This window comes from Janibacter melonis, assembly GCF_020567375.1.
GTDB classification, from domain to species: Bacteria; Actinomycetota; Actinomycetes; order Actinomycetales; family Dermatophilaceae; genus Marihabitans; species Marihabitans melonis.
The window spans coordinates 635,427-655,506 of the sequence record NZ_JAJBZM010000002.1 but is presented as its reverse complement, the minus strand read 5'-3'; the positions used below and the strand labels follow the sequence as shown (position 1 = coordinate 655,506).

At 67.4% G+C, this 20,080-nt stretch carries 22 protein-coding genes, 1 tRNA gene and 1 pseudogene; 13 read left to right on the top strand and 11 right to left on the bottom strand.

Annotated features, from left to right (window positions below):
- Positions 1 to 12: 12 nt before the first annotated feature.
- Positions 13 to 669: a hemerythrin domain-containing protein gene (locus LIV55_RS09290; RefSeq protein ID WP_229299997.1), complete on the bottom strand. Its 657-nt coding sequence runs from the start codon at positions 667 to 669 to the stop codon at positions 13 to 15.
- Positions 670 to 892: 223 nt separating this feature from the next.
- Between LIV55_RS09290 and katG the strand changes: the two genes are divergently transcribed.
- Positions 893 to 3,163 carry a catalase/peroxidase HPI gene (katG, locus tag LIV55_RS09285; protein ID WP_229299996.1) on the top strand — a complete coding sequence of 757 codons (2,271 nt, stop codon included), beginning with the start codon at positions 893 to 895 and terminating at the stop codon, positions 3,161 to 3,163.
- A gap of 64 nt (positions 3,164 to 3,227) precedes the next feature.
- Here the strand turns inward: katG and LIV55_RS09280 are convergent, their stop codons facing one another.
- A complete protein-coding gene (locus LIV55_RS09280) occupies positions 3,228 to 3,404 on the bottom strand; it encodes a hypothetical protein (RefSeq protein WP_229299995.1) in 177 nt (58 codons plus the stop codon).
- Positions 3,405 to 3,485: 81 nt separating this feature from the next.
- Here LIV55_RS09280 and LIV55_RS09275 point away from each other — a divergent pair, with 81 nt between their 5' ends.
- Both LIV55_RS09275 and LIV55_RS09270 read left to right on the top strand, forming a co-directional pair.
- On the top strand, positions 3,486 to 4,025 hold the full coding sequence (locus LIV55_RS09275; RefSeq protein ID WP_229299994.1) for a 2'-5' RNA ligase family protein: 540 nt from the start codon (positions 3,486 to 3,488) through the stop codon (positions 4,023 to 4,025).
- Between the two features lie 204 nt (positions 4,026 to 4,229).
- Positions 4,230 to 4,493: a GlsB/YeaQ/YmgE family stress response membrane protein gene (locus LIV55_RS09270; protein ID WP_068276707.1), complete on the top strand. Its 264-nt coding sequence runs from the start codon at positions 4,230 to 4,232 to the stop codon at positions 4,491 to 4,493.
- A 140-nt stretch (positions 4,494 to 4,633) separates the two neighbouring features.
- On the opposite strand, the gene LIV55_RS09265 is transcribed toward LIV55_RS09270, so the two are convergent.
- Entirely contained in the window at positions 4,634 to 4,816 is a 183-nt protein-coding gene (locus LIV55_RS09265; RefSeq protein ID WP_229299993.1) for a hypothetical protein, read from the bottom strand.
- 85 nt (positions 4,817 to 4,901) lie between these two features.
- On the opposite strand from LIV55_RS09265, the gene LIV55_RS09260 reads away from it, so the two are divergent.
- Positions 4,902 to 4,973 (top strand) — tRNA-Arg (locus LIV55_RS09260).
- A gap of 83 nt (positions 4,974 to 5,056) precedes the next feature.
- On the opposite strand, the gene LIV55_RS09255 is transcribed toward LIV55_RS09260, so the two are convergent.
- The 3 genes and pseudogenes from LIV55_RS09255 to merA form a co-directional block, all read right to left on the bottom strand.
- Entirely contained in the window at positions 5,057 to 5,632 is a 576-nt protein-coding gene (locus LIV55_RS09255) for a tyrosine-type recombinase/integrase (protein ID WP_229299992.1), read from the bottom strand.
- A pseudogene (locus LIV55_RS17320) lies at positions 5,586 to 5,933 on the bottom strand (phage integrase central domain-containing protein); the annotation flags it as partial. The gene LIV55_RS09255 and the pseudogene LIV55_RS17320, both read right to left, overlap by 47 nt.
- A 91-nt stretch (positions 5,934 to 6,024) precedes the next feature.
- The gene (gene merA / locus LIV55_RS09250; RefSeq protein ID WP_017838447.1) at positions 6,025 to 7,425 is read right to left on the bottom strand and encodes a mercury(II) reductase; all 1,401 of its coding nucleotides are present in this window, start codon (positions 7,423 to 7,425) and stop codon (positions 6,025 to 6,027) included.
- A gap of 105 nt (positions 7,426 to 7,530) precedes the next feature.
- Here merA and LIV55_RS09245 point away from each other — a divergent pair, with 105 nt between their 5' ends.
- The 3 genes from LIV55_RS09245 (at position 7,531) to LIV55_RS09235 (ending at position 9,724) form a co-directional block, all read left to right on the top strand.
- The gene (locus tag LIV55_RS09245) at positions 7,531 to 7,920 is read left to right on the top strand and encodes a heavy metal-responsive transcriptional regulator (protein WP_007928756.1); all 390 of its coding nucleotides are present in this window, start codon (positions 7,531 to 7,533) and stop codon (positions 7,918 to 7,920) included.
- 872 nt (positions 7,921 to 8,792) lie between these two features.
- A complete protein-coding gene (locus LIV55_RS09240; protein ID WP_229299991.1) occupies positions 8,793 to 9,218 on the top strand; it encodes a hypothetical protein in 426 nt (141 codons plus the stop codon).
- A 98-nt stretch (positions 9,219 to 9,316) separates the two neighbouring features.
- The gene (locus LIV55_RS09235; RefSeq protein WP_229299990.1) at positions 9,317 to 9,724 is read left to right on the top strand and encodes a DUF7878 domain-containing protein; all 408 of its coding nucleotides are present in this window, start codon (positions 9,317 to 9,319) and stop codon (positions 9,722 to 9,724) included.
- A gap of 189 nt (positions 9,725 to 9,913) precedes the next feature.
- Here the strand turns inward: LIV55_RS09235 and LIV55_RS09230 are convergent, their stop codons facing one another.
- Positions 9,914 to 10,483, bottom strand: coding sequence for a hypothetical protein (locus LIV55_RS09230; protein ID WP_229299989.1), 570 nt, complete (start codon positions 10,481 to 10,483; stop codon positions 9,914 to 9,916).
- A 218-nt stretch (positions 10,484 to 10,701) separates the two neighbouring features.
- Here LIV55_RS09230 and LIV55_RS09225 point away from each other — a divergent pair, with 218 nt between their 5' ends.
- The 4 genes from LIV55_RS09225 (at position 10,702) to LIV55_RS09210 (ending at position 13,634) form a co-directional block, all read left to right on the top strand.
- Positions 10,702 to 11,637 (top strand): hypothetical protein, encoded by a 936-nt coding sequence (locus tag LIV55_RS09225; RefSeq protein ID WP_229299988.1) that lies wholly within the window; start codon positions 10,702 to 10,704, stop codon positions 11,635 to 11,637.
- Between the two features lie 21 nt (positions 11,638 to 11,658).
- A complete protein-coding gene (locus tag LIV55_RS09220; RefSeq protein ID WP_504878616.1) occupies positions 11,659 to 12,393 on the top strand; it encodes an immunity protein TriTu family protein in 735 nt (244 codons plus the stop codon).
- 29 nt (positions 12,394 to 12,422) lie between these two features.
- Complete coding sequence (locus LIV55_RS09215; RefSeq protein WP_229299986.1) at positions 12,423 to 12,833, top strand: DUF6188 family protein; 411 nt, start codon at positions 12,423 to 12,425, stop codon at positions 12,831 to 12,833.
- A 150-nt stretch (positions 12,834 to 12,983) separates the two neighbouring features.
- A complete protein-coding gene (locus LIV55_RS09210) occupies positions 12,984 to 13,634 on the top strand; it encodes a DUF4304 domain-containing protein (RefSeq protein ID WP_229299985.1) in 651 nt (216 codons plus the stop codon).
- A 96-nt stretch (positions 13,635 to 13,730) separates the two neighbouring features.
- Here the strand turns inward: LIV55_RS09210 and LIV55_RS09205 are convergent, their stop codons facing one another.
- From LIV55_RS09205 to LIV55_RS09190, 4 genes are all read right to left on the bottom strand, one after another.
- Positions 13,731 to 14,201: a DUF4265 domain-containing protein gene (locus LIV55_RS09205; RefSeq protein WP_229299984.1), complete on the bottom strand. Its 471-nt coding sequence runs from the start codon at positions 14,199 to 14,201 to the stop codon at positions 13,731 to 13,733.
- 53 nt (positions 14,202 to 14,254) lie between these two features.
- Positions 14,255 to 14,464 carry a hypothetical protein gene (locus LIV55_RS09200; RefSeq protein WP_229299983.1) on the bottom strand — a complete coding sequence of 70 codons (210 nt, stop codon included), beginning with the start codon at positions 14,462 to 14,464 and terminating at the stop codon, positions 14,255 to 14,257.
- A 399-nt stretch (positions 14,465 to 14,863) separates the two neighbouring features.
- Positions 14,864 to 16,039 carry a sensor histidine kinase gene (locus LIV55_RS09195; RefSeq protein WP_229299982.1) on the bottom strand — a complete coding sequence of 392 codons (1,176 nt, stop codon included), beginning with the start codon at positions 16,037 to 16,039 and terminating at the stop codon, positions 14,864 to 14,866.
- On the bottom strand, positions 16,036 to 16,755 hold the full coding sequence (locus LIV55_RS09190; RefSeq protein WP_308012900.1) for a response regulator: 720 nt from the start codon (positions 16,753 to 16,755) through the stop codon (positions 16,036 to 16,038). The genes LIV55_RS09195 and LIV55_RS09190 overlap by 4 nt, the downstream gene beginning before the upstream one ends.
- Positions 16,756 to 17,012: 257 nt before the next feature.
- Here LIV55_RS09190 and LIV55_RS09185 point away from each other — a divergent pair, with 257 nt between their 5' ends.
- The gene (locus LIV55_RS09185; protein ID WP_229299981.1) at positions 17,013 to 17,627 is read left to right on the top strand and encodes a DUF305 domain-containing protein; all 615 of its coding nucleotides are present in this window, start codon (positions 17,013 to 17,015) and stop codon (positions 17,625 to 17,627) included.
- 65 nt (positions 17,628 to 17,692) lie between these two features.
- Positions 17,693 to 20,041: a heavy metal translocating P-type ATPase gene (locus tag LIV55_RS09180; protein ID WP_275898483.1), complete on the top strand. Its 2,349-nt coding sequence runs from the start codon at positions 17,693 to 17,695 to the stop codon at positions 20,039 to 20,041.
- The last annotated feature ends 39 nt before the right edge of the window (positions 20,042 to 20,080 follow it).

Genomic DNA, 20,080 nt, shown 5'->3' with positions numbered 1-20,080 from the left:
AACGCGTGGCGGTCACAGCCAGCGGTCCTGGCGTCGGTAGCGCGGCTCGAAGAAACGGCCGTTGAGCGCGAGCAGCGGCCCGGGGAAGAGCGCGAGCGTCGACGCGCTCTCCTCGGCGGTCCTGCCGTCCGTGAGCCAGGGCAGGAAGGCGGGGATCGTCCTCAGCCCCTTCGTCTTGCGCGCGGTGGCGCTGTTGGCGTGCCAGTCCTGCGCGGTGAGCACCCGCAGCGCGAGCGGCAGGGCGTCCTGCTCCTCGTGCCGCAGGTGGTGGCTCAGCTGCTGGTGCAGCTCGTCGACGGCCGCGGCGAGATCGCTGCCGTCGAGCGGGCCGGCCCCCGCCGGCGCGCTGAGACTGGCGTCGACGACCTCGACGAGCGGGTCGACGATGCCGTGCTCCCACTCCATCGCCTCGAGCACCTCGGCGTCGGCGCAGGCGCTCGTGCGCCGGCGCACCGCCGGCCACAACGAGGTGTCCTCGACCGTGTGGTGGTGGTGCAGCTCGTCGCGGAAGGCGACCCACCCCCGCACCACCGCGGCACGGCGCTCGGGCCGTCTCGTGAGCCCCTCGGCCGCCCGGGCGAGATGCCCCAGGTCGCGCCGGAATGCCGCGTGCAGCGCGAGCATCATGTCCGCTCCCTGCTCCCCCGCACGTGCGTCAGCTGATCCCATCGTGTCCCTCCCCCGAGTTCCGGTCGTCACGCTAGACCCGGGGACCGACATCGCGTGGGCAGTTCGGGCAAACCGGGCGAAGGGGGACCGAGCCGGCCGCCCGGCCCGGCCTCACCACCCCTTCGCCTCCCCCTTTGCTAGGCGTCCCACCGCCGCACATAGCACGGCACCATGACCGAAAGCCAGTCTTGACCGATTCCAGATAAGCCCCCATGATCGACGCATGACCGACAACCAGGACAACGACGTCGCCCAGAGCCCGCAGGGAGTGGACCGCAAGGCCGAGGCAGGTTGCCCGGTCATGCACGACTCCGCGACCGCGCAGGGGTCCGAGAGCGAGAACCCCGTCATCGACTCGCCGGAGCCCAAGACCGGCGGACGCCCCCGCACGATCCAGGACTGGTGGCCCGACGCGCTCGACCTGTCGGTGCTCCACGCGCACTCGCCGAAGGGCAACCCGCTCGGCGCCGACTTCGACTACGCCGAGGCCTTCGCCGGGCTCGACGTCGAGGCGCTCAAGGCCGACGTCGTCGAGGTGCTCCACAGCTCGCAGGACTGGTGGCCGGCCGACTTCGGTCACTACGGCGGTCTCTTCATCCGGATGAGCTGGCACTCCGCCGGCACCTACCGCATCTACGACGGCCGCGGCGGCGCCGGTGACGGCGGGCAGCGCTTCGCCCCGCTCAACTCCTGGCCCGACAACGCCAACCTCGACAAGGCCCGCCGCCTGCTGTGGCCGGTCAAGCAGAAGTACGGCCAGCAGATCTCCTGGGCCGACCTCATCGTCCTCGCCGGCAACGTCGCGCTCGAGGACATGGGCTTCGAGACCTTCGGCTTCGCCTTCGGGCGCGAGGACGTGTGGGAGCCCGAGGAGGTCTTCTGGGGTCCTGAGGACACGTGGCTCGGCGACGAGCGGTACAGCGGTGAGCGCACCCTCGAGGAGTCGCTCGGCGCGGTCCAGATGGGCCTGATCTACGTCAACCCCGAGGGTCCCAACGGCAACCCCGACCCGGCCGCCTCGGCCCGCGACATCCGCGAGACCTTCGCCCGGATGGCGATGAACGACGAGGAGACCGTCGCCCTCATCGCCGGCGGTCACACCTTCGGCAAGACCCACGGCGCCGGCGACGGCGACCACGTCGGCCCGGAGCCGGAGGGTGCGCCCACCGAGCAGCAGGGCCTGGGCTGGAAGAGCTCGTACGGCTCGGGCAAGGCCGGTGACGCGATCACCTCGGGCCTCGAGGTGACGTGGACCGACGTGCCGACGCAGTGGAGCAACCGGTACTTCGAGATCCTCTTCGGCTACGAGTGGGAGCTGACGAAGTCTCCCGCCGGCGCGAACCAGTGGGTCGCCAAGACCGACGACGAGATCATCCCCGACGCCTTCGACGCGGACAAGAAGCACCGTCCGACGATGCTCACCTCCGACCTCGCGCTTCGCGTCGACCCGACGTACGAGGCGATCTCGCGGCGCTTCCTCGAGAACCCCGAGGAGTTCCGCCTCGCCTTCGCCAAGGCCTGGTACAAGCTGCTCCACCGCGACATGGGTCCCGTCGAGCGCTACCTCGGCCCGTGGGTGCCGGAGGCGCAGCCGTGGCAGGACCCGGTGCCGGAGGTCGAGGGCGAGCTCGTCGGCGACGCGGACGTCGCCGAGCTGAAGAAGGCCGTGCTCGACTCCGGGCTGTCCGTCGCCGAGCTCGTCTCGACGGCGTGGGCCGCGGCCGCGAGCTTCCGCACGACCGACAAGCGCGGCGGGGCGAACGGCGCCCGCATCCGTCTCGAGCCGCAGCGCAGCTGGGAGGTCAACCAGCCCGAGCAGCTCTCCGGCGTCCTCGAGCGGCTCGAGTCGATCCGCGGCGACTTCAACGCGAAGGGGGGAGCCCAGGTCTCCCTCGCCGACCTGATCGTGCTCGCCGGCTCGGCCGCGGTGGAGAAGGCGGCGGCCGACGGTGGCCAGCCCGTCGAGGTCCCCTTCCGCCCCGGTCGCACCGATGCGACGCAGGAGCAGACCGACGTCGACTCCTTCGCGGTCCTCGAGCCCCGGGCCGACGGCTTCCGGAACTACCTGCGCGAGGGCCTGCCGGTGCCGGCGGAGAAGCTGCTCGTCGAGCGCGCGTACATGCTCGGCCTCGGCGCGCCGGAGATGACCGCGCTGGTCGGCGGCCTGCGCGTCCTCGGCGCCAACCACGGCGGGTCCGAGCACGGCGTGCTCACCGACCGCCCGGGCGTGCTGAGCAACGACTTCTTCGCGAACCTGCTGGCCCCCGGCGCCGAGTGGGTGAAGACCGGCGACGGGGTCTACGAGATCCGCGACGCCGCGAGCGGCGAGAAGAAGTGGACGGCGACCGGTGTGGACCTCGTCTTCGGGTCGAACTCGCAGCTGCGTGCGCTCTCGGAGGTGTACGCGAGCGAGGACGCGAAGGGCAAGCTCGCCGCCGACTTCGCCACGGCGTGGACGAAGGTCATGGAGGCTGACCGCTTCGACCTCGTGTGACGTCATGAGCAGGTGAGGGCCCGGTCGTCCGGTGACGGCCGGGCCCTCGTCTGTCGTGAGGGGCTCAGCGCTGGCTGCGTCTGAACCACGAGGTGGCGCCGATGCCGATGCAGACGAGCATCAGGGCGACGAGGACGACCGTCGTGACGTCGGCGCCGCCGCCTGACAGCGCACGGTCCGCGATGCGAGCGGCGACACCGAGGACGAGGGCGGCGGCGAACCACAGGCGTGCGGGTGACATGGGGTCATGGAAGCAGGTCCTGGGTATCCGGGGACGGTCCGGACGTGCGGCCTCCTGCGGCGCCGACCTAGGGTCGCGGCCATGAGCACGAGCGACACGGCGACCGATGGGCACCACGTGCTCGTCGTTCCGGTGCCGCAGCTCGAGGACTTCGTGCTCGAGCGGACGCGTCACTACGACGGCTCCTTCGTGTCCACCGACGCCGCGTTCGTCCACGCCCACATCACCCTGCTCGCGCCGTGGGTCGTCGCCCCGACAGCCGCTGACCTGGCCGTGATCGCCGAGGTCGCGTCGAGGACGGCGCCGATCGACTTCGTGCTGGACGAGATGGGGGTCTTCCCCGACGGCACCATCTACCTGGGACCTGACCCGGCGGCCCCCTTCGCCTCGCTGACGGCCGCGCTGGTCGCGGCCTTCCCGCAGTGCCCACCGTACGGCGGGCGCTTCGACCCCGTCCCGCACCTCACAGTCGACCACGTGGCGGGCGGGGTCACCGTCGGGTCCACCCGGTCCGCGCTCGGCCCGACCCTGCCGGCTCGGTGCCGGGCCGAGCGGATCTCGCTGCAGAGGTACGCCAACCACGGCTGCCGCACCGTCGCCGAGTGGGAGCTCGGGGTCTGAGGCAGTCGCGAGAGGGCCTCACCTGCGGGAGGCCCACCGCTGTCTCCAGCAGGGTCACAAGGCGCTGACTCGTGCGGTGGACGACCGCGTCCACGCGGGCACGTGCAGATTGGCCCCGTCTCAAGAACCTCGGAGACCTCTTACACCGCCTATCGTCGGCCCGCAAGTGTTGTGTGTGTTTCTGATGTGAAAGGTGTGATTGTCGTGCTCGGACTCGGCTTCATCGGTTGGATCGTGATCGGCGGCCTCGCCGGGTGGATCGCGAGCAAGTTCATGGGCACGGATGCGCAGATGGGCATCCCACTGAACATCGTCGTCGGCATCGTCGGCGGTCTGCTCGGTGGCTTCCTGCTCAGCCTCATCGGCGTCGACGTGGAAGGCGCTGGGATCATCTTCAGCTTCCTCACCGCGCTCCTCGGCGCTGTGATCCTGCTCTTCGTCGTCAAGGCGGTCACGGGCCGACGCTGATGTGAGTGCCTTGGCACCGTCCTTGCGACGGTCTTGCCCCCCGCCTCGACCTCCGTCCGGAGCGAGTGCGGGGGGCGACGTGCGTCACGGCTACCGGCGCCAGCGGCGGCTGAAGCCGCGGCGTGCTCTTCGTCCGGAGCTCAGCTGCGTCGGGGACCCTCACGGCGCCACGCGACGAAGGCGACCGCCGCGCACACCAGCGTGAGGATGCCCAGTGCGACGCCGAGGATCGTCTCCGCGGTCCCGTCGAGCGTGGCCATGACGACCCAGCGCAGCACCGTGAAGGTGATGGCGACGAGCAACCACTTCTCGTGAGTCCGCATGGCCGCAGTCTGCCTCCTCCCGCGGTGGCGCCGGACCAGCAAAGGTGCACGTACCCTGGTCCGGTGCCGCTCCCGGGAGCGGCCGGCCCTCGTAGCTCAGGGGAAGAGCACTTCTCTCCTAAAGAAGGTGTCGCAAGTTCGAATCTTGCCGGGGGCACCCTTGAATCTCCGGGCCTGAAGGCCTCTCCGGCACACGCTCGGAGGCGCTCGAGGTGCCTCCCAGGCCGCAAAAAGGCCGCATCACGATCCACCCCGACCTTCTCGAAGACCGTCCAGGGCCGCAGCGATCGCATCGAGCTCGTCGTCGTACAGGTGCGCGTAGATGCGCGCGGTCGTCGTGATGGACTCGTGTCCCATGGCCTTCTGGATGAAGCGAAGGTCGGCGCCGGCCATCCGAGCCAGACTCCCGAACGTGCGACGGAGGTCGTGAGGAGTGATGTCAAGACCGAGCTCTTCGCGGGCCCGGTCGAATCCCGAGCGACGACGCCAGTTGCGGCTCCTGAGGTACCCGTTCTCCGGAGATGGAAAGACCAGCTCCGAGGGCCCCTTGCTGACGACTCGAGCCTGGAAGGCAGGAAGAACCGCCTGAGGGATGCCGACATACCGGATCGAGGCCTTGCTCTTGGGCTGGCTCACGTCGATCCGCCCGTCGATCTCGGTAGCCCTCTCGATTACATGGATGCGCCGCCGAACCAAGTCAACGTCCGCGACCTTTAGGCCGGCAAGCTCTGACCAGCGAAGACCGAGGTATGCCATTGCGAGAACGGTGTCACCGTCCCGCGTCATCTTCTCCGCGAGCGCGTGAACCTCGTCCACGGTGAGGATCCGCTCGCGCAGGCGGGCGCCTGGGGAGCCGCACGCCGCGGGCAACATTGATGGGAACTCGGCGGTTGCGCATCGCGTGGTCGAGGACCTGCACGAGCACTCGGTGCGCGAGGCGGACTGTTTCGGGCCCCTTGGTCTTGCTCAGGTCGACGACCCAATCGGCGACATCGGCGTGCTCGATTCTGGCCACTGGCCAGGACCCAAAGGCGGGCGCGACGTGCTGCCAGCCTCGTCGGTAGTTCGCCCGCGTGGTCGCGCGCAGGTGACTGGAGCCAGATCGGTCGTACTGCTCCCAGACCTCGTGGAGACGTTTTTAAGGCACATTCACGGCGCCAGGCGGGCCGCCGCGGGAGCCCTCGTCCACCCCGCTGGGGCCGCGGGTATCAGGCGCAGCATGACGTCGGCATCTGGTTTCGGAAGAGGCCGGCCACGATGCGCAGGCTTTCGCTCATGGTCAGGTACGGCGCCCAGGTGTCGGCCAGATCGTCGACGGTCATACCGCTTTTGATGGCGTAGGTGGCCGCCAGCATGATCTCCCCGGCCCCGTCCGCCAGAGCGTGCACGCCCAGAACCTTGCCGCTCACGGCGTCGGCGACGAGCTTCACCGCCCCGCGGGTGTCGTGCTGGACGAGCGCCCGGGGGACATCGGACAGGTCCAGGACGCGGCAGTCGCACGCGTGCCCTCGGGTGAGGGCCTCGTCCTCGGTCAACCCCGCCGAGGCCAGCTGGGGCCGGGTGAACACGACCGCAGGAAAGCCGGCGTAGTCGACCCGAGCTGCCGGCGGGTACCTGTCCTCGGTCAGGGCGTTGAGCGCGGCGGCCCGACCGCCGGCGGCGGCGGCGTAGACGTACTGGGGAGCCCCCGAGACGTCACCGGCGGCCCAGACGCGCGGGTTGGAGGTGCGCTGGGTCTGGTCGACCACGACGAAGCCGCGCTCGTCCACGTCCACACCGGCAGCGGCCAGGTTCAGGCCGTCGGTGCGGGGCAGGCGTCCGGTGGCCACCAGGACCTGCGCGCCGCGCACCTGTTCGCCCGAGTCCGTGGTCACCACCACCTCTCCTGCGGGGCCTGGTTCGCGGGCCACAGTGGTCGCGCGCTCTTCGACCACGGTGATGCCGTCGTCGGTGAAGACTTCCCGAAGTCTCTGGGCCAGCTCCGGCTCGGCGTGCGGCGCCAGACGCCCGACCACAGAGACCCGGGTGCCGAGGTGAGCGAACAGCTGGGCCTGCTCCATCCCGACGTACCCGCCACCGATAACGACCAGGGACTCAGGCAGCTCGGTCAGCTGCATCGCGGTGGTGGACGTCAGCCGGTCCACAGAGTCGAGACCGACCACCTCCGGGATGGCGGGGGTGGCACCGGTGGCGACCAGATAGGCCCGGGCCCGCAGCGCCTGGCCGTCGACGGCCAGGGTGTCCCCGTCCAGGAAGCTGGCCTGGCCTGGGCGGACCTGGAAGCCGTAGGCAGCGGCCACATCGGCGTACTTCGCATCACGCAGGCGCTCGATGAGTGCGTCCTTCTGGGCCACCAGATCGCCGAGGTTCACCGGTGCGGCTGACGTTGGGGCACCTTTGAAGGGATTGGTGAGCGCGGCGTGCCGGGCCCCGGCGGCCGCCAGGAGCGTCTTGGACGGCACGCAGCCGATGTTCACGCACGTCCCGCCCAGAACACCGCGCTCAACCAGCACGACGCTCTTACCGGCCTGGCTGGCCGCGATGGCGGCGGACATCGCCGCGCCTCCTGAGCCGATCACGGCCAGATCGACGTCGTAGTCCACACCCATTTGCCCACCTTCCTTCGCGTGACCCCTCTTCAGCGTCCATAGTGGACGTTCCAGCGCAGGGGAAGGTCAAGGCGAACATGGACGAGAGCCGAGAAAGGGGCCACTGTGCGCATCGGTGAGTTGGCCGTGGCCAGCGGCACCACAACCAAGACGCTGCGCTTCTACGAAGAAGCCGGCCTACTACCTGCGCCTGAGCGCACCGCCAACGGATACCGCGACTACACCCCTGCGGCCCTGGCGCGCCTGGACTTCGTTCGCCGCGGCCGCACCGCTGGGCTCACCCTGGCCCAGATTCGCGAGATCCTCGACATCCGCGACGCCGGAGTCGCACCCTGCCAGCACGTGCACGCCCTGCTCGAAGCCCACCTGGGCGACCTGGACCGCCAAATCGCCGACCTGCAAGCACTGCGACACACCGTCGCGCACCTTCACCACAGTGCCACCACCAGCGACCCCACCAAATGCGACACCACGACCGTCTGCCGCTATCTGTGACCAGACCGGTGCTCGCGTGTATCGCCATGAGCAGATGCCGCCACAGAGCGTCGACAGAACCCCGCCATATAACGGCGAAAGCCACAGGCTAGGCGATCCGCGGCAAATCAAGGGCCGGCCGCACGTCGCAGTTGACGATCGTCACCGCACGCACTTCCGGCCAGTATCGAACGGCTGGCTAGTACCGCGGTTGGACCTCCCAGAACTTCTCGCCTCGCGAATCGAGGAACGCTGCGAAGAAGCCCGTGAGCGTGGGTGCAGCTACAGGCCACTCCTCGCGGCAGTACACGGGTTCAGCGATCAACACCCGTCCTGAGTGGTCAACGACCAGCAGGTCCAACTCACCGAGAAACTCGCCGAGGACAGTATCGCCAAGGTGGAAGTCAGTGGGCCGCTCTTTGGCCTCGCGCACCAACACGTCATGACAAGCACTCTCGGTCAGCAAGTGAAGCCCCCACTGGCCATAGTCGACGTCACGGAACAGCCACGCCTGGTGACCAGCTCCCGCAGCTCGGCCACCTCCCGGTCGTCGTCCGACCCGCAGAGGTCGGTCTTTCCAGTCCACACGATCTCGGAGCGAAGGCGCAGCGGACTGCTGGGATCCGACGCTGTAGTCGGGTGCAGCTCGTACCGGCGAAGGGCCTCACGCAACCTCGACATTGCCTCTCCCAAATCTGGTTCAACGCAGGCCAGGTCAACTTACGGGACACGACCTCTATCGACACGCGCGCCAGAGTTGCCACTGCAGAAGGTAGCTGGGGTCAACGTCAGGATGATCGGCCCTTGCTCCTCCCACAGGACCCTGCCCCTGTTCTAGCCCTGTGGAGCGGAACCTGCCCGGACCGCGGCGGCTCGCCCATACGATTAGGGCCATGCAACCGATGGCTGAGCTGACGCTGAGGCGACCATGGCACTGGGGAATCGCAGTACTGGGCGACCAGCAAGCGGACGTTCCTACGAACTTCGAAGGCCGCAACGTAGCAGTAGGCCGTGACGTCATCACGCTGAGTGTTCGACATGCCCAGGACACCGGCGGCGACAAGTTCGAAGGCGACTGGGACTGGGCCACGGCAACGATCTACGTGCGCTCGTTGATCAGCGAGGAAGCAACGGAAAGACACGTTCTGTGCGACCACGTCATCGTCACAGCCCAAGAGACCGTGGCACTAGGGGACGCAGACGAAATGGTGATCATTCCGGCTCCTGGCGCCCAAACTCGCGTAATCGTGTCCGCCACGGACGCCGGCTCGACAGGGTTGGAGCAAGTATGGGTCGACCTCATCGCGGCCGAGGACTAACTAGGTCGGGACCTGCGAGACCGAGCCGGTCACCGTGCCGTGGCTCCACAACGACGGTGACCCATTAGAGGCCGCCTTGACCATGTAACATTCCGCCAATGAAGCTCACCTTCGCCAACCTGAAGCAAGGTGACGCTGGGGGAAATACGCCAGTCGAGTACCTTATCGCAGTTGAGGCTGAATTACTCATCTATCAGGATGAAGTCCCAATCTTCAGGGAGGAATATTTTCCAGTAGCTGAGCTGGCGAGCAGCCTCTGGGGTTGGCTGCAGGACGGGATCGAATATGACTTCTCCTTCAACTCCATGTCGTACGAAGAGGAGGCGATCATTGCTCTGCGGCAGGACAGAACCGGGTGGCTCATCTCATCGTCGTTCGCGCCAGGCCTCCTGATCTCTTCGATCTCTCCCACGGAGCTGAAAGTCATGTGTGAGCGATTCATTCGGGAGGTTCATCAAGGGTTGATCGTTCTCGGGATTAATCCCTACCCCGTTCTGTACAAGTAGTACATCCCCAAAGGGGTGAACCCAGGCTCGTACGCACGGGCACTGAGTGCTGCGGCGCTCGGATCCGCGCTCCCACCTTGATGGAGGGCCACCAATGACCTCATAGGGCAGCTCGTGCCCAGTGGTCGCTCGCGCGTGTATCGGCATTACCTCAGGGGCGGTGCGGACAGACCGTCGGTGACGATCTGGCTAGAGATCAGCGTTCTCGGCCCCGTCGGCCAGGTCTGACCAGAACGGGACGTAGGTCCGGGTCGCTGCAGGGTGGAGAGGCGGAACGCCGAACTCCCGAGCCACGTAGTCCAGCAGGTCGTCGCCGTAGTAGATGACGTCGCTCTGATGCACGGAGAAGACGGGGCTGGGGGCGAGGGCCGGGTCCGAGGCGAGGTAGCGATGGGAGTACACCGGGACGAGTGTGGGCACTCGACGAAGGAGGCTTCGGGCTTTGACTTCTCGTTTTGAGGTGCTGTCGGGACGGTCCCCCCATGACTGTGGCCAGAACCCGCTGTGGTGCACGTCGAACACGACTCCGTCGATCGGCCAGTCGAGACGTCGGCGCAGCTCTTGCACCGAGTCGCGTCGCCAGTCCGGCCAGCTGCTTCCCTGTGGCAGAACCGTCTGCAGGAACTCTTTGTGCTCGGGGCCGAAGATGAACCCGAGGCTGTCCTGGACCCGCGAGATCGACGCATCAGACAGTCCCGGGCTCAGCTCGACGCCAGCGGCTCGGAGCCGTTCGACTGCTTGGGTGACGACGTCTGGCACGCAGCGATCATTGCCTAGGTCCGACGGCCAGGAAGGTAAGACGCGAACACGCTGCAGTGAGACGAGGCCCTCGTACACCCCGGAAGCCGTCCGAGCTGCCCGCTGACCGTCGTCACCGCGCGGCATCGGATTCGACTCGGCATGGCGTGAGGGAACCCTAGGATCGGGCGATGCCGCCACAGTCGCCGACCTCGCCAGCACCGTTGTCAGCTGCCGCGATGCGCAAGACCATGGGGGTCTGCAGCGGCGCGATGGGGCTCGTGGGTTTACTGGTTGCCGCGGCGACCAGTGATGCGCATCCCGTGGCTGTCGTCGCCGGCGCGGTTTTCATGGCTCTGTTCTGGGGCTTGTCGTCGTGGTGGGCGCTGCGCGGTCGCACCCGGGCGCTGTGGCAGGCCGCACCCTGTGTCTACGTTGCGCTTGATGCGCGCGTGGAGGGGATGCGGCGGGGCGCGGTGCGAGGGCTCGCGCTCTCGGTCGTCTTGGCCGTGGTCATGGCCGGGGTTCTCCTGCTGATGCAGGGCGTCACTGCGCAGGGCGGGCTCGAGCTGTTCTGGCCAGGGTTCACGCTGGGCGCTTGCCTCTGGATGCTCCTGGACCTTCGCGACCTCAACCGATGGCAGACCGCGTCCGGGCTCGAGGTGCTGCTGCGTCGCGATGTCTCCTGGCTGTCCGCCGAGGCACGGGCGGGGAAGGCCTTCATCGCCGCGCCCGCATTTGTCGATCTAGACCGTGCAGCATCAAGGCGCCGGCCCGTGGACTACCTGTGGATGAGGAACGCATGGCGTAGGACTCCCGCCGAGGACCTGTTAGTAGGTGGCCTGGATGACTGGGCGTATCTGGGGTGGGCCTCGCAGTCTGGCGTGCTCGCCGACATCGGCGACCTTGCCGTCCGCCGGGAAGCCACATTGGTTCTCGTGTCGAATGTGCTCGCGGACGGTCTCATGGTCGCGGGCGACGTCCGGGGCGGAGAATTCATCCAGTGGACCGGCGTGCCAGAGGAGTGGATCGAACGGATTCGGCTGGATTGGCTCAACGATTGGGGTGATGACATTCCTACGCCTGGTGCCGTCGTTTGGCTGGAGAACACCCCGTCCGGAGATCGTGTGGGTCGTCGTGTCCTGGCCCGCGAGAAGGACGGGCAAGCACCGTGACTGGGCACGAGACCGTGGTGGATGAACCCTCAGGGGCCGGAGCTCCACCGGGTGATGGGACTGGGGAGAATCGGAGCAGATCGGTGGTGTGTTGTGAGCTTGGCCGTTGACCTTGACTTCGTCGCGGGTTGGGTTGAGGGCTGGCGTGCTGGTCGGTCCACCGATGTCACCCTCACGTTGTCGCCAGGCCGGGGGTACCCGCCCAAGCCAGGGATATCGTTCGGCGCCGAGTCCCCGACACGGTTGGGTGTGTTCACGGTGTGGGTCAGCGGCGAGGTCGAGGTCGAGGTGATGGAGGTCGCCACCCAAACGCGCACGCTCGTGGTCTCGACCGTGGTCGAGGACGGCTCTGCCCTGGCCGACCTCCTCTCGGAGTTCACCCAGGAGATGACGCGCACAGACGCAGACAGCGGCGAGCGGACCCCTACGGCGGCAGAAGAGCACCACCTGCAGCCGGTGCAGCCGTCGAGTGACCGAGCCAGCAGAAGTGCCGCGGCCGCGACGTTCACCTGTCCGGCGTGCGGCTGGCCGGAACTCGATGAAGAGCCTCGAACGAACGGCGGGGGAGGGTCGTACGACATCTGCCCTTCATGCGGGTTCGAGTTCGGGGTCACAGATGACGACAAGGGCTATACCTACGAGTCGTGGAGAAACCGTTGGATCGCGCAAGGGATGCCGTGGTGGAGTACGGGTATCGACGATCCCCCTGCTGGCTGGGATCCCCGCGCGCAGCTGCGAAACCTGGAGAACACGTAGCCGAGCAGGAGCACGACAGGTGGTAGGACATGGCGCCGATGACGCGGCGGCCTGACGACGACGGGTGGGTGATCTGCTCGACGGACTCCTGCCTGTGGATCAAGATCGACTGGGCCGTCTCAGTCGAGACCAACGACGGATACGCGTTTCGGATCGAGGAACCGTTCGCACTGACGCTGCCAGGGGGTGTCGAGCAAACCCTGACCCCAGAGGGTGACCCGGCACTGCTGGGCCCGGTCCTAGCAGTGGCTCGCACGACCTTGACCTCAGCCAGCGCGCTGGACGACGGCGGGCTCCACCTCGACTTTGGGAGCGGCGCAACCATCAAAGTCGGCCCGGGCAACGACTACGAGGCGTGGACGGCAAACGGGCCAGGCGAAGCGGACCAAGGGTTGCTCGTCGTGTCGATGCCCGGGGGTGGCCTTGCGCTCTGGTTCTGAACGTCACTTCCGGCCGTGGTGGCGACGACCGTCAACTCTCGAGGCGGGATGTCACATCACACGGCTGCCACAGCCGGTACCGAACGGAGTAGCAGTGGAGAACGACGCCAAGCACTCACAGATCGCCTGTCACGCGCGCCGGGTGGCGAGGTGACGGCCCAAAATGCGCTCAAGGACGCACTGCGGGACATCGTCGGGCCGGCCGCACGAGCGCACGGGTACCGCGGTTCGGCGCCGAACTGGCGCAAGCTCTCGGCGGGTGACTGCGCGGTCGTCAACGTCCAGTCCTCGGCGTGGAGCTCAGCCGACCACGTGAAGTTCACGGTCAACCTCGCGTTCGCCCCCGAACCGTGGCTGCGGTGGATGGTCGAAGAGACCGGTCGCGCGCCGCGCAGCATGCCCGAGTACCACGGCCTGTACAGGGAGCCGCTGCGTCCGCGCGACGCTGCCGCCGGCGAGGACCGCTGGTGGGATGTCGTCGACGACGCGTCAGCTCGAAGCGCGGTCGGTGAGGTCGTCGACCTGATGAACGGCTCGGGATGGCCGGTGCTGGAGTCGATGTTCTCGCGCGAGACGCTGGCGAGCCGGGTGCGGCAAGGCGAGCTGGGCAAACTCGGCGAGGGCCAGTCCGACCACCTCGCCGACAAGGTTGATGCACTGCTGCTGATGGACTGTGGCCCGTCCCCCGAGCTCGAGCGGCTGCTCGCTCGACTCACGGCGACCACCCGCCCAGATGCACGCCCGGCCGCGGAGAGGTTCAACGCATGGGTTCATCTCCACGCGAGGCGCGCCGTCAGCTAGAGCAACACCCTCGTGGACACACGTAGTGCCTGATCCCCCCCCGCATCGTCCGTGCGCACAGGGAATCGCGAGAGCCCCACCGGCTAGGAAATTCGGCTACGTCTGTTTCCCCGTTTCGAACTCGAGACGTCCAGAGTTCGCCTGCATCTGCAAGTAGTCAGCGACTTCCTGCGCATGACTCAGATTCCGAGCATCAACCGCGAGCAGGTCATTAGAAGCCCACTCCGTCAGCGACCCCAGCGAAATCAAGTCGGCTTCTACTTTCGATCGAGGGTATCCGTCATCACCAAGCCATACCCGGAACACGTAACGACCGGAGGTGCTCTTGACTCTACGGACGACTCCTTCTTCACTCACCTCAAGAACGTCACCCAGCGCGACGTCATAGAGAAAGAAGGGTATGCAACACAACTCAAAGTGAGAATCATCGATTTGTCGAGTCCACAACTGCTCGAACTCGAGCTCTGTTTCGAGATCGTCTTCGATGTTCAGAGGCGCTTGAACTATGTAGTTTGAACGATCTCGCCAGACAGGATGCTCGTGCAGGGCGTACTTGCCTACGTTCATGGGGTACCCCACCACTTAGGCGGTGCAGGCTGCAAGGGAGCCCATCTCGTTGGTCATCGCAGCCCTGCTCGCCACGCGATCATCCTGGCGGCTACGGCGCTACCCCACTCGGAGTGCGGCACCTGGCCCTGCTCTGCTTCGTCGACGAGCTCGGCGAGCCTCTGGAAAACGTCGACCGGCGAGACGTCCTGCCATCGCTCAGGTCGGTCGTAGGCGTCATCTCGCAAGTCCCAGAACACGTCGCTCAACACACGGTCGGCCATGACGACCCCCTGCTCCTCCCCTCACGAACCGGTCCCCTCTGCGGCCGGCTGCACGTCGCGACGGTACAGCGGCAACGTGCCCACCTCCGGAGCAGCGTCGAACCTCGCCGGCGAGGCGATCTCCGCGCGCAGGACGCGCCCGACGAATGCCCGGGAGAGCCCGGTGGTTGAGGCGATAACGCCCTGGGTCTCGCCAGCCACGCAGGAGCCGTCGGCCCTACAACCGGTGACCTGAATCGCAGTCGCAGTCGCAGTCGCAGTCGCAGTCGCAGTCGACCATCGTTACCGCACGTCTCGTAAGCGATCGTTGTCCAGCAGCGAAGCCAGGCAGATGCCGAACCAACGATGAACTCGAGGGTTGACCTGGGGCCCTTCGGTGGGTTCTAGGTTTCAAGCGGTTTAGTGCTCGGCGGGGTGTTGCCGTCTGTCGAGGGGAGGGGTTACCGCGAAGGGCAGTCCGAGGGGGAGGGTGATGGTGAAGATGGCGCCGTGGCCTGGTCCCGGGGTTTCGGCGCGGATGGTGCCGTGGTGGGCATCGATGATGGCCTTGCTGATGGTCAGGCCGATGCCAGAGCCGGATTGCCAGCGGGTACGGGCTGTGTCGGCGCGGTAGAACCTCTCGAAGAGGTGGGGCAGGTGCTGGGAGCTGATGCCGTCCCCGTTGTCCTTGACGGTGATGTCGACCTCGTCGCCGTGGCGCTCCGCGGACACGGTGACGGTTCCGCCGCTGGGGGTGTGTCGAAGCGCGTTGGTCAGCAGGTTGGTCATGACTTGCCCGATGCGCTGTTGGTCGGCCATGACATTGAGGCCGGCGGCGCCGTCGGGTTGGACCACAAGGTTGACACCTTTGTCGCGGTAGCGCTCTCGTATGCCTTCGGCCGCGTTCCACAGCACGTCGGTGACAGGCATGTGGTCTATTGCCAGGCTCAGGCGTCCTTCTTCGGCGGTGGAGACCTCGTCGATGTCCTCGGCGAGGCGGGCAAGGCGGTCCGTCTGCTCGGCCAGGGCGATCTGGGAGTGCGGGCCGAGGTGGGTGATCCCGTCGTGGAGCCCGTCGTGGTACGCAGCCAGGGTGGTGATGGGGGTCCGCAACTCGTGGGCGAGGTCGGCGAGCATGCGTCGGCGGGTGTCTTCGATGCCTTCGAGCTGGGCGGCCATGTGGTTGAACGCGGCTGCCAGGGTCTCCAGCTCGGTGCCGGAGTCGATGTCTGGCACGCGGGTGGCGTAGTGGCCGCGGGAGAGCTCGCGGGCTGCGTGGGTGAGGTCTGCCAGCGGTCGCCGTAGGCGGCGGGTGAAGAACCAGGTGACGGCGGCTGCGGCGGTCACGGAGATGAGCAGTCCGAGTCCGAGCGCCAGGAACGATGCGTCGCGGTAGGCCATCTCGATGTGGAAGACCTCGGGGGAGTTCTCGCTGTGCCCGGCCTCGAGGAGGTGGCGGTGGAAGATCGGTGGGCCGAGCAGGGTCGCGACCAGGGTGACCGTCACGGCGCCGGCGAGGAGCACGATGCTCTGGCCGAGCAGGAGGCGGGTGGCTAGCCCGTGCGGGCGGGCGGGTCGGCTGTGTAAGAGGTTCATCCCTTGCCCATTCGGTAGCCGACGCCGCGCACGGTGGTGATGTAGCGGGCGGTGTCGGGGTCGTCGTCGAGCTTCTTACGCAGATGGGCGATGTGGACGTCGACGAGGTGCTCGTCGCCGATCCACCCGGTGCCCCACACCTCGTCGATGAGCTGGCGCCGGCTGAAGGCCATCGCCGGGCGGGTGGCGAGGGTGATCAGCAGGTCGCGTTCGGTGGGGGTCAGGGCCACGGGCTGGCCGTGGAGGTGTACCTGGTGGCCTAGCGGGTCGATGAGCAGCGCCCCGAAAGCCCGGGCACCCCTTGCAGTACCGCGGGGCTGGTCGTCGACCCGTGGTCGGCGCAGCAAGGTCTGGACGCGGGCGACGAGCTCGCGCACGCCGAAGGGCTTGGTCAGGTAGTCGTCTGCGCCGACGGACAGCCCGATGAGGGTGTCGACCTCCTCTTTGCGGGCGGTGGTGATGATGATGTAGCAGTCGGAGAAGGTGCGGATCTGTCGGCACACCTCGATGCCGTCCATCCCCGGCAGGCCGAGGTCGAGCACGACGACGTCGGGTGGGTCGGCTCGCACAGCCGCGACGGCGTCGTCGCCGCGGTGGGCGAGCTCGGCGGTGAACCCAGCCTGAGACAGGTAGGCCGCGACCATCCCCGCCAGGGTGCGTTCGTCCTCGACGACGAGGACCCGGCGCGGGGTGTCGGTGCTGAGCTGGTCGTTCACGCCGTCAGTGTGATCCAGCGCGGCCGCGTGGGCAGAGCCTTAAGCGCTGTTGGTGGAGATCTTCGTCAAACCTCAACCCGGGTCGGTGCATGTCTGGCGCCCTCGCCTGCCGGGACCTCGAAGAGCTGAAGCTGTAGCGAGATGTCGCCCGGTCTTGAGGAAATCTCAACACGACCACAAGATGGTGAACACCTTGGTGACGCATCGTCGAGGGACCGCAATTCGCGCGGACCTCGCGCTGATCGAAGGAGCAGACGATGCACCTGACCACCCGCCGTGCCGCTGTCGTGGGCGTGAGCGCCCTGGCCGCGGTCGCTCTTTCCGCTTGTTCCAGCAACTCCGACGGGTCGATGCCGGGCATGAACCATGGCTCGGAGTCGATGTCCTCGAGCACCAGTAGGTCTGCGTCCTCGGGGCAGGAGGGCGACGTGATGTTCGCGCAGATGATGATCCCTCACCACCAGCAGGCGGTCGAGATGGCTGACCTTGCCCTGGACGACAGCTCGGGCGCGTCGGCGAAGGTGCAGGCCTTGGCCAAGGACATCAAGGCCGCTCAAGGCCCGGAGATCAAGACCATGCAGGGATGGTTGGAGCAGTGGGGGGCCGAGCCGGCCAGCGAGGGCATGGGGCACGGCGGTATGGACCACGGCGACGGGATGATGAGCGAGTCCGAGATGACCGATCTCGAGTCCACCTCGGGCGAAGAGTTCGACCAGATGTGGCTGACGATGATGATCAAGCACCATCAGGGCGCGGTGAAGATGGCCAAGGACGTGCAGTCCACGACCTCCAACAGCGAGGTCAAGACCATGGCTGCGGACATCATCACGGCCCAGAACAGCGAGATCACCACGATGAAGGATCTGCTCTGAGCGGGCAGCCCTGATCTGCCGCTCTGCCTTCCCCACCACCCTCGCGTGCGACATCGGAGGTCTTCGTGAGCACTGAGAACGACCGACCTGACCTCGCTGACTCGACCCCGCTTGCCACGGACCCGGTGTGCGGCATGCAGGTCAGGCAGGACACGGCCCTGCGCACGGAGCACGACGGGCAGGAGTACTTCTTCTGCTCCGCGAGCTGCAAGGAGCGCTTCCTGGCAGACCCGCAGGGCTTCGAGGTGGGAGCGGTGGACCGCTCTTCGGCAGCGCCCGACCTGGCAGCACCGGTCTCGGCCAGCGAGTGGACCTGCCCGATGCACCCCGAGGTTCGCCAGGCCGGTCCTGGGGCATGCCCGATCTGCGGGATGGCCCTGGAACCGGTGACCATCTCAGCCGACAGCGGCCCGAGCCGGGAGCTGTCGGACATGACCCGGCGCTTCTGGGCCGCGGTTGTGCTCAGCCTGCCCATCACCGTCCTGGAGATGGGCAGGCACCTGGTGCCATGGATCCACGAGGCCGTCCCGGCGCGGGTCTCGGTGTGGCTGCAGCTGGTGCTGGCCACGCCGGTCGTGCTGTGGGCGGGGGGGCCCTTCTTCGTGCGCGGATGGGCCTCGCTGCGAAGCCGCAACCTCAACATGTTCACCCTCATCGCGATGGGCACCGGGGTCGCCTGGCTGTTCAGCCTCGTGGCCACGACCACGCCCGGGATCTTCCCCGACTCCTTCCGCAACGACGACGGCACCGTCGACGTCTACTTCGAGGCAGCCGCTGTCATCACCACCTTGGTCCTGCTCGGCCAGGTCCTCGAGCTGCGAGCACGCGAGCAGACCTCCGGTGCGATCAAAGCCCTGCTGAACCTCAGCCCCAAGACCGCCCGACGCATCACCGACGGCGTCGACGAGGAGATCCCCCTAGAGCAGGTGCAGGTCGCAGACCTGCTGCGGGTCCGCCCCGGGGAGGCGATACCGGTCGACGGCACCGTCACCGACGGCCGCTCCTCCGTTGATGAGTCGCTGGTCACCGGCGAGTCGATGCCCGTGACCAAGAGCGGCGGCGACACGCTCATCGGCGGAACCATCAACGGCAGCGGCGGCCTGGTCATGCGCGCCGAACGGGTCGGCACCGAGACGATGCTGGCCAGGATCGTGACCATGGTCGCCGACGCCCAACGCTCCCGCGCCCCGATCCAGCGCACCGCGGACAAGGTCTCGGCCGTCTTCGTCCCCGTCGTCATCGCGATCGCCGTCATCGCCTTCGCCGCGTGGGCCCTCGCCGGGCCCGACCCCAAGCTGGCCCACGCCCTCATCGTCTCCGTCGCGGTCCTGATCATCGCCTGCCCCTGCGCCCTGGGCCTGGCCACACCCATGTCGATCATGGTCGGAGTCGGGCGCGGAGCCAGGCTGGGGGTGCTGATCAAGAACGCCGAAGCGCTCGAACGCATGGAGAAGATCGACACCCTCGTGGTCGACAAGACCGGCACCCTGACCGAGGGCCGCCCCACCGTCACCCACATCGAGCCAATCAGCGGCGGTGACCCCGACGACCTGCTGCGCACCGCCGCCACCGTCGAACGGGCATCGGAGCACCCCCTAGCCCAGGCCATCGTCGAAGCCGCAACCGCCAAGCACCTGACCCTGCACGAGGTAGCTGACTTTGACTCCCCGGTCGGGCGAGGTGTCACGGGCCTCGTCGAGCAACGACACGTCACGCTCGGCAACGCCGACTTCCTGGCCTCCCACCACATTGACACCGCTGTGTGGCGCGAACGCGCAGACCAGCTGCGCGCTGACGGGGCGACCGTGATCTACATGGGTATCGACACCCAGCTTGCCGCCCTGTTCGCCATCGCCGACCCGGTCAAGGAGAGCACCCCGGCCGCCCTAGAAGCGTTGCGCGCCGAAGGCATCGACGTCGTCATGCTCACCGGCGACAACCAGGTCACCGCGAACGCGGTCGCGCGATCCCTGGGCATCGAGCGCGTCGAGGCCGAGGTCCTGCCCGACCACAAGAGCGACGTCGTGAAGAACCTGCGCGAAGCAGGCCGAGTGGTCGCCATGGCCGGGGACGGCATCAACGACGCACCCGCCCTGGCCGCTGCGGACGTCGGCATCGCCATGGGATCGGGCACCGACGTGGCCATGGAGAGCGCGGGGATCACGCTGCTTCGCGGCGACCTCACCGGGATCACCAAGGCACGTCACCTCTCCGAGATGACGATGAGCAACATCCGCCAGAACCTCGTGTTCGCCTTCATCTACAACGCCGCAGGCATCCCCATCGCCGCCGGCGTGCTCTACCCCGTGCTCGGGCTGCTCCTCTCTCCCATCCTCGCCGCCGCCGCCATGGCCCTGTCCAGCGTCAGCGTCATCGCCAACGCACTACGCCTGCGCGCCCGCACCATCGACTAGCACGGACGCCGAACGAGCCACGGCACTGAGCAGATCACT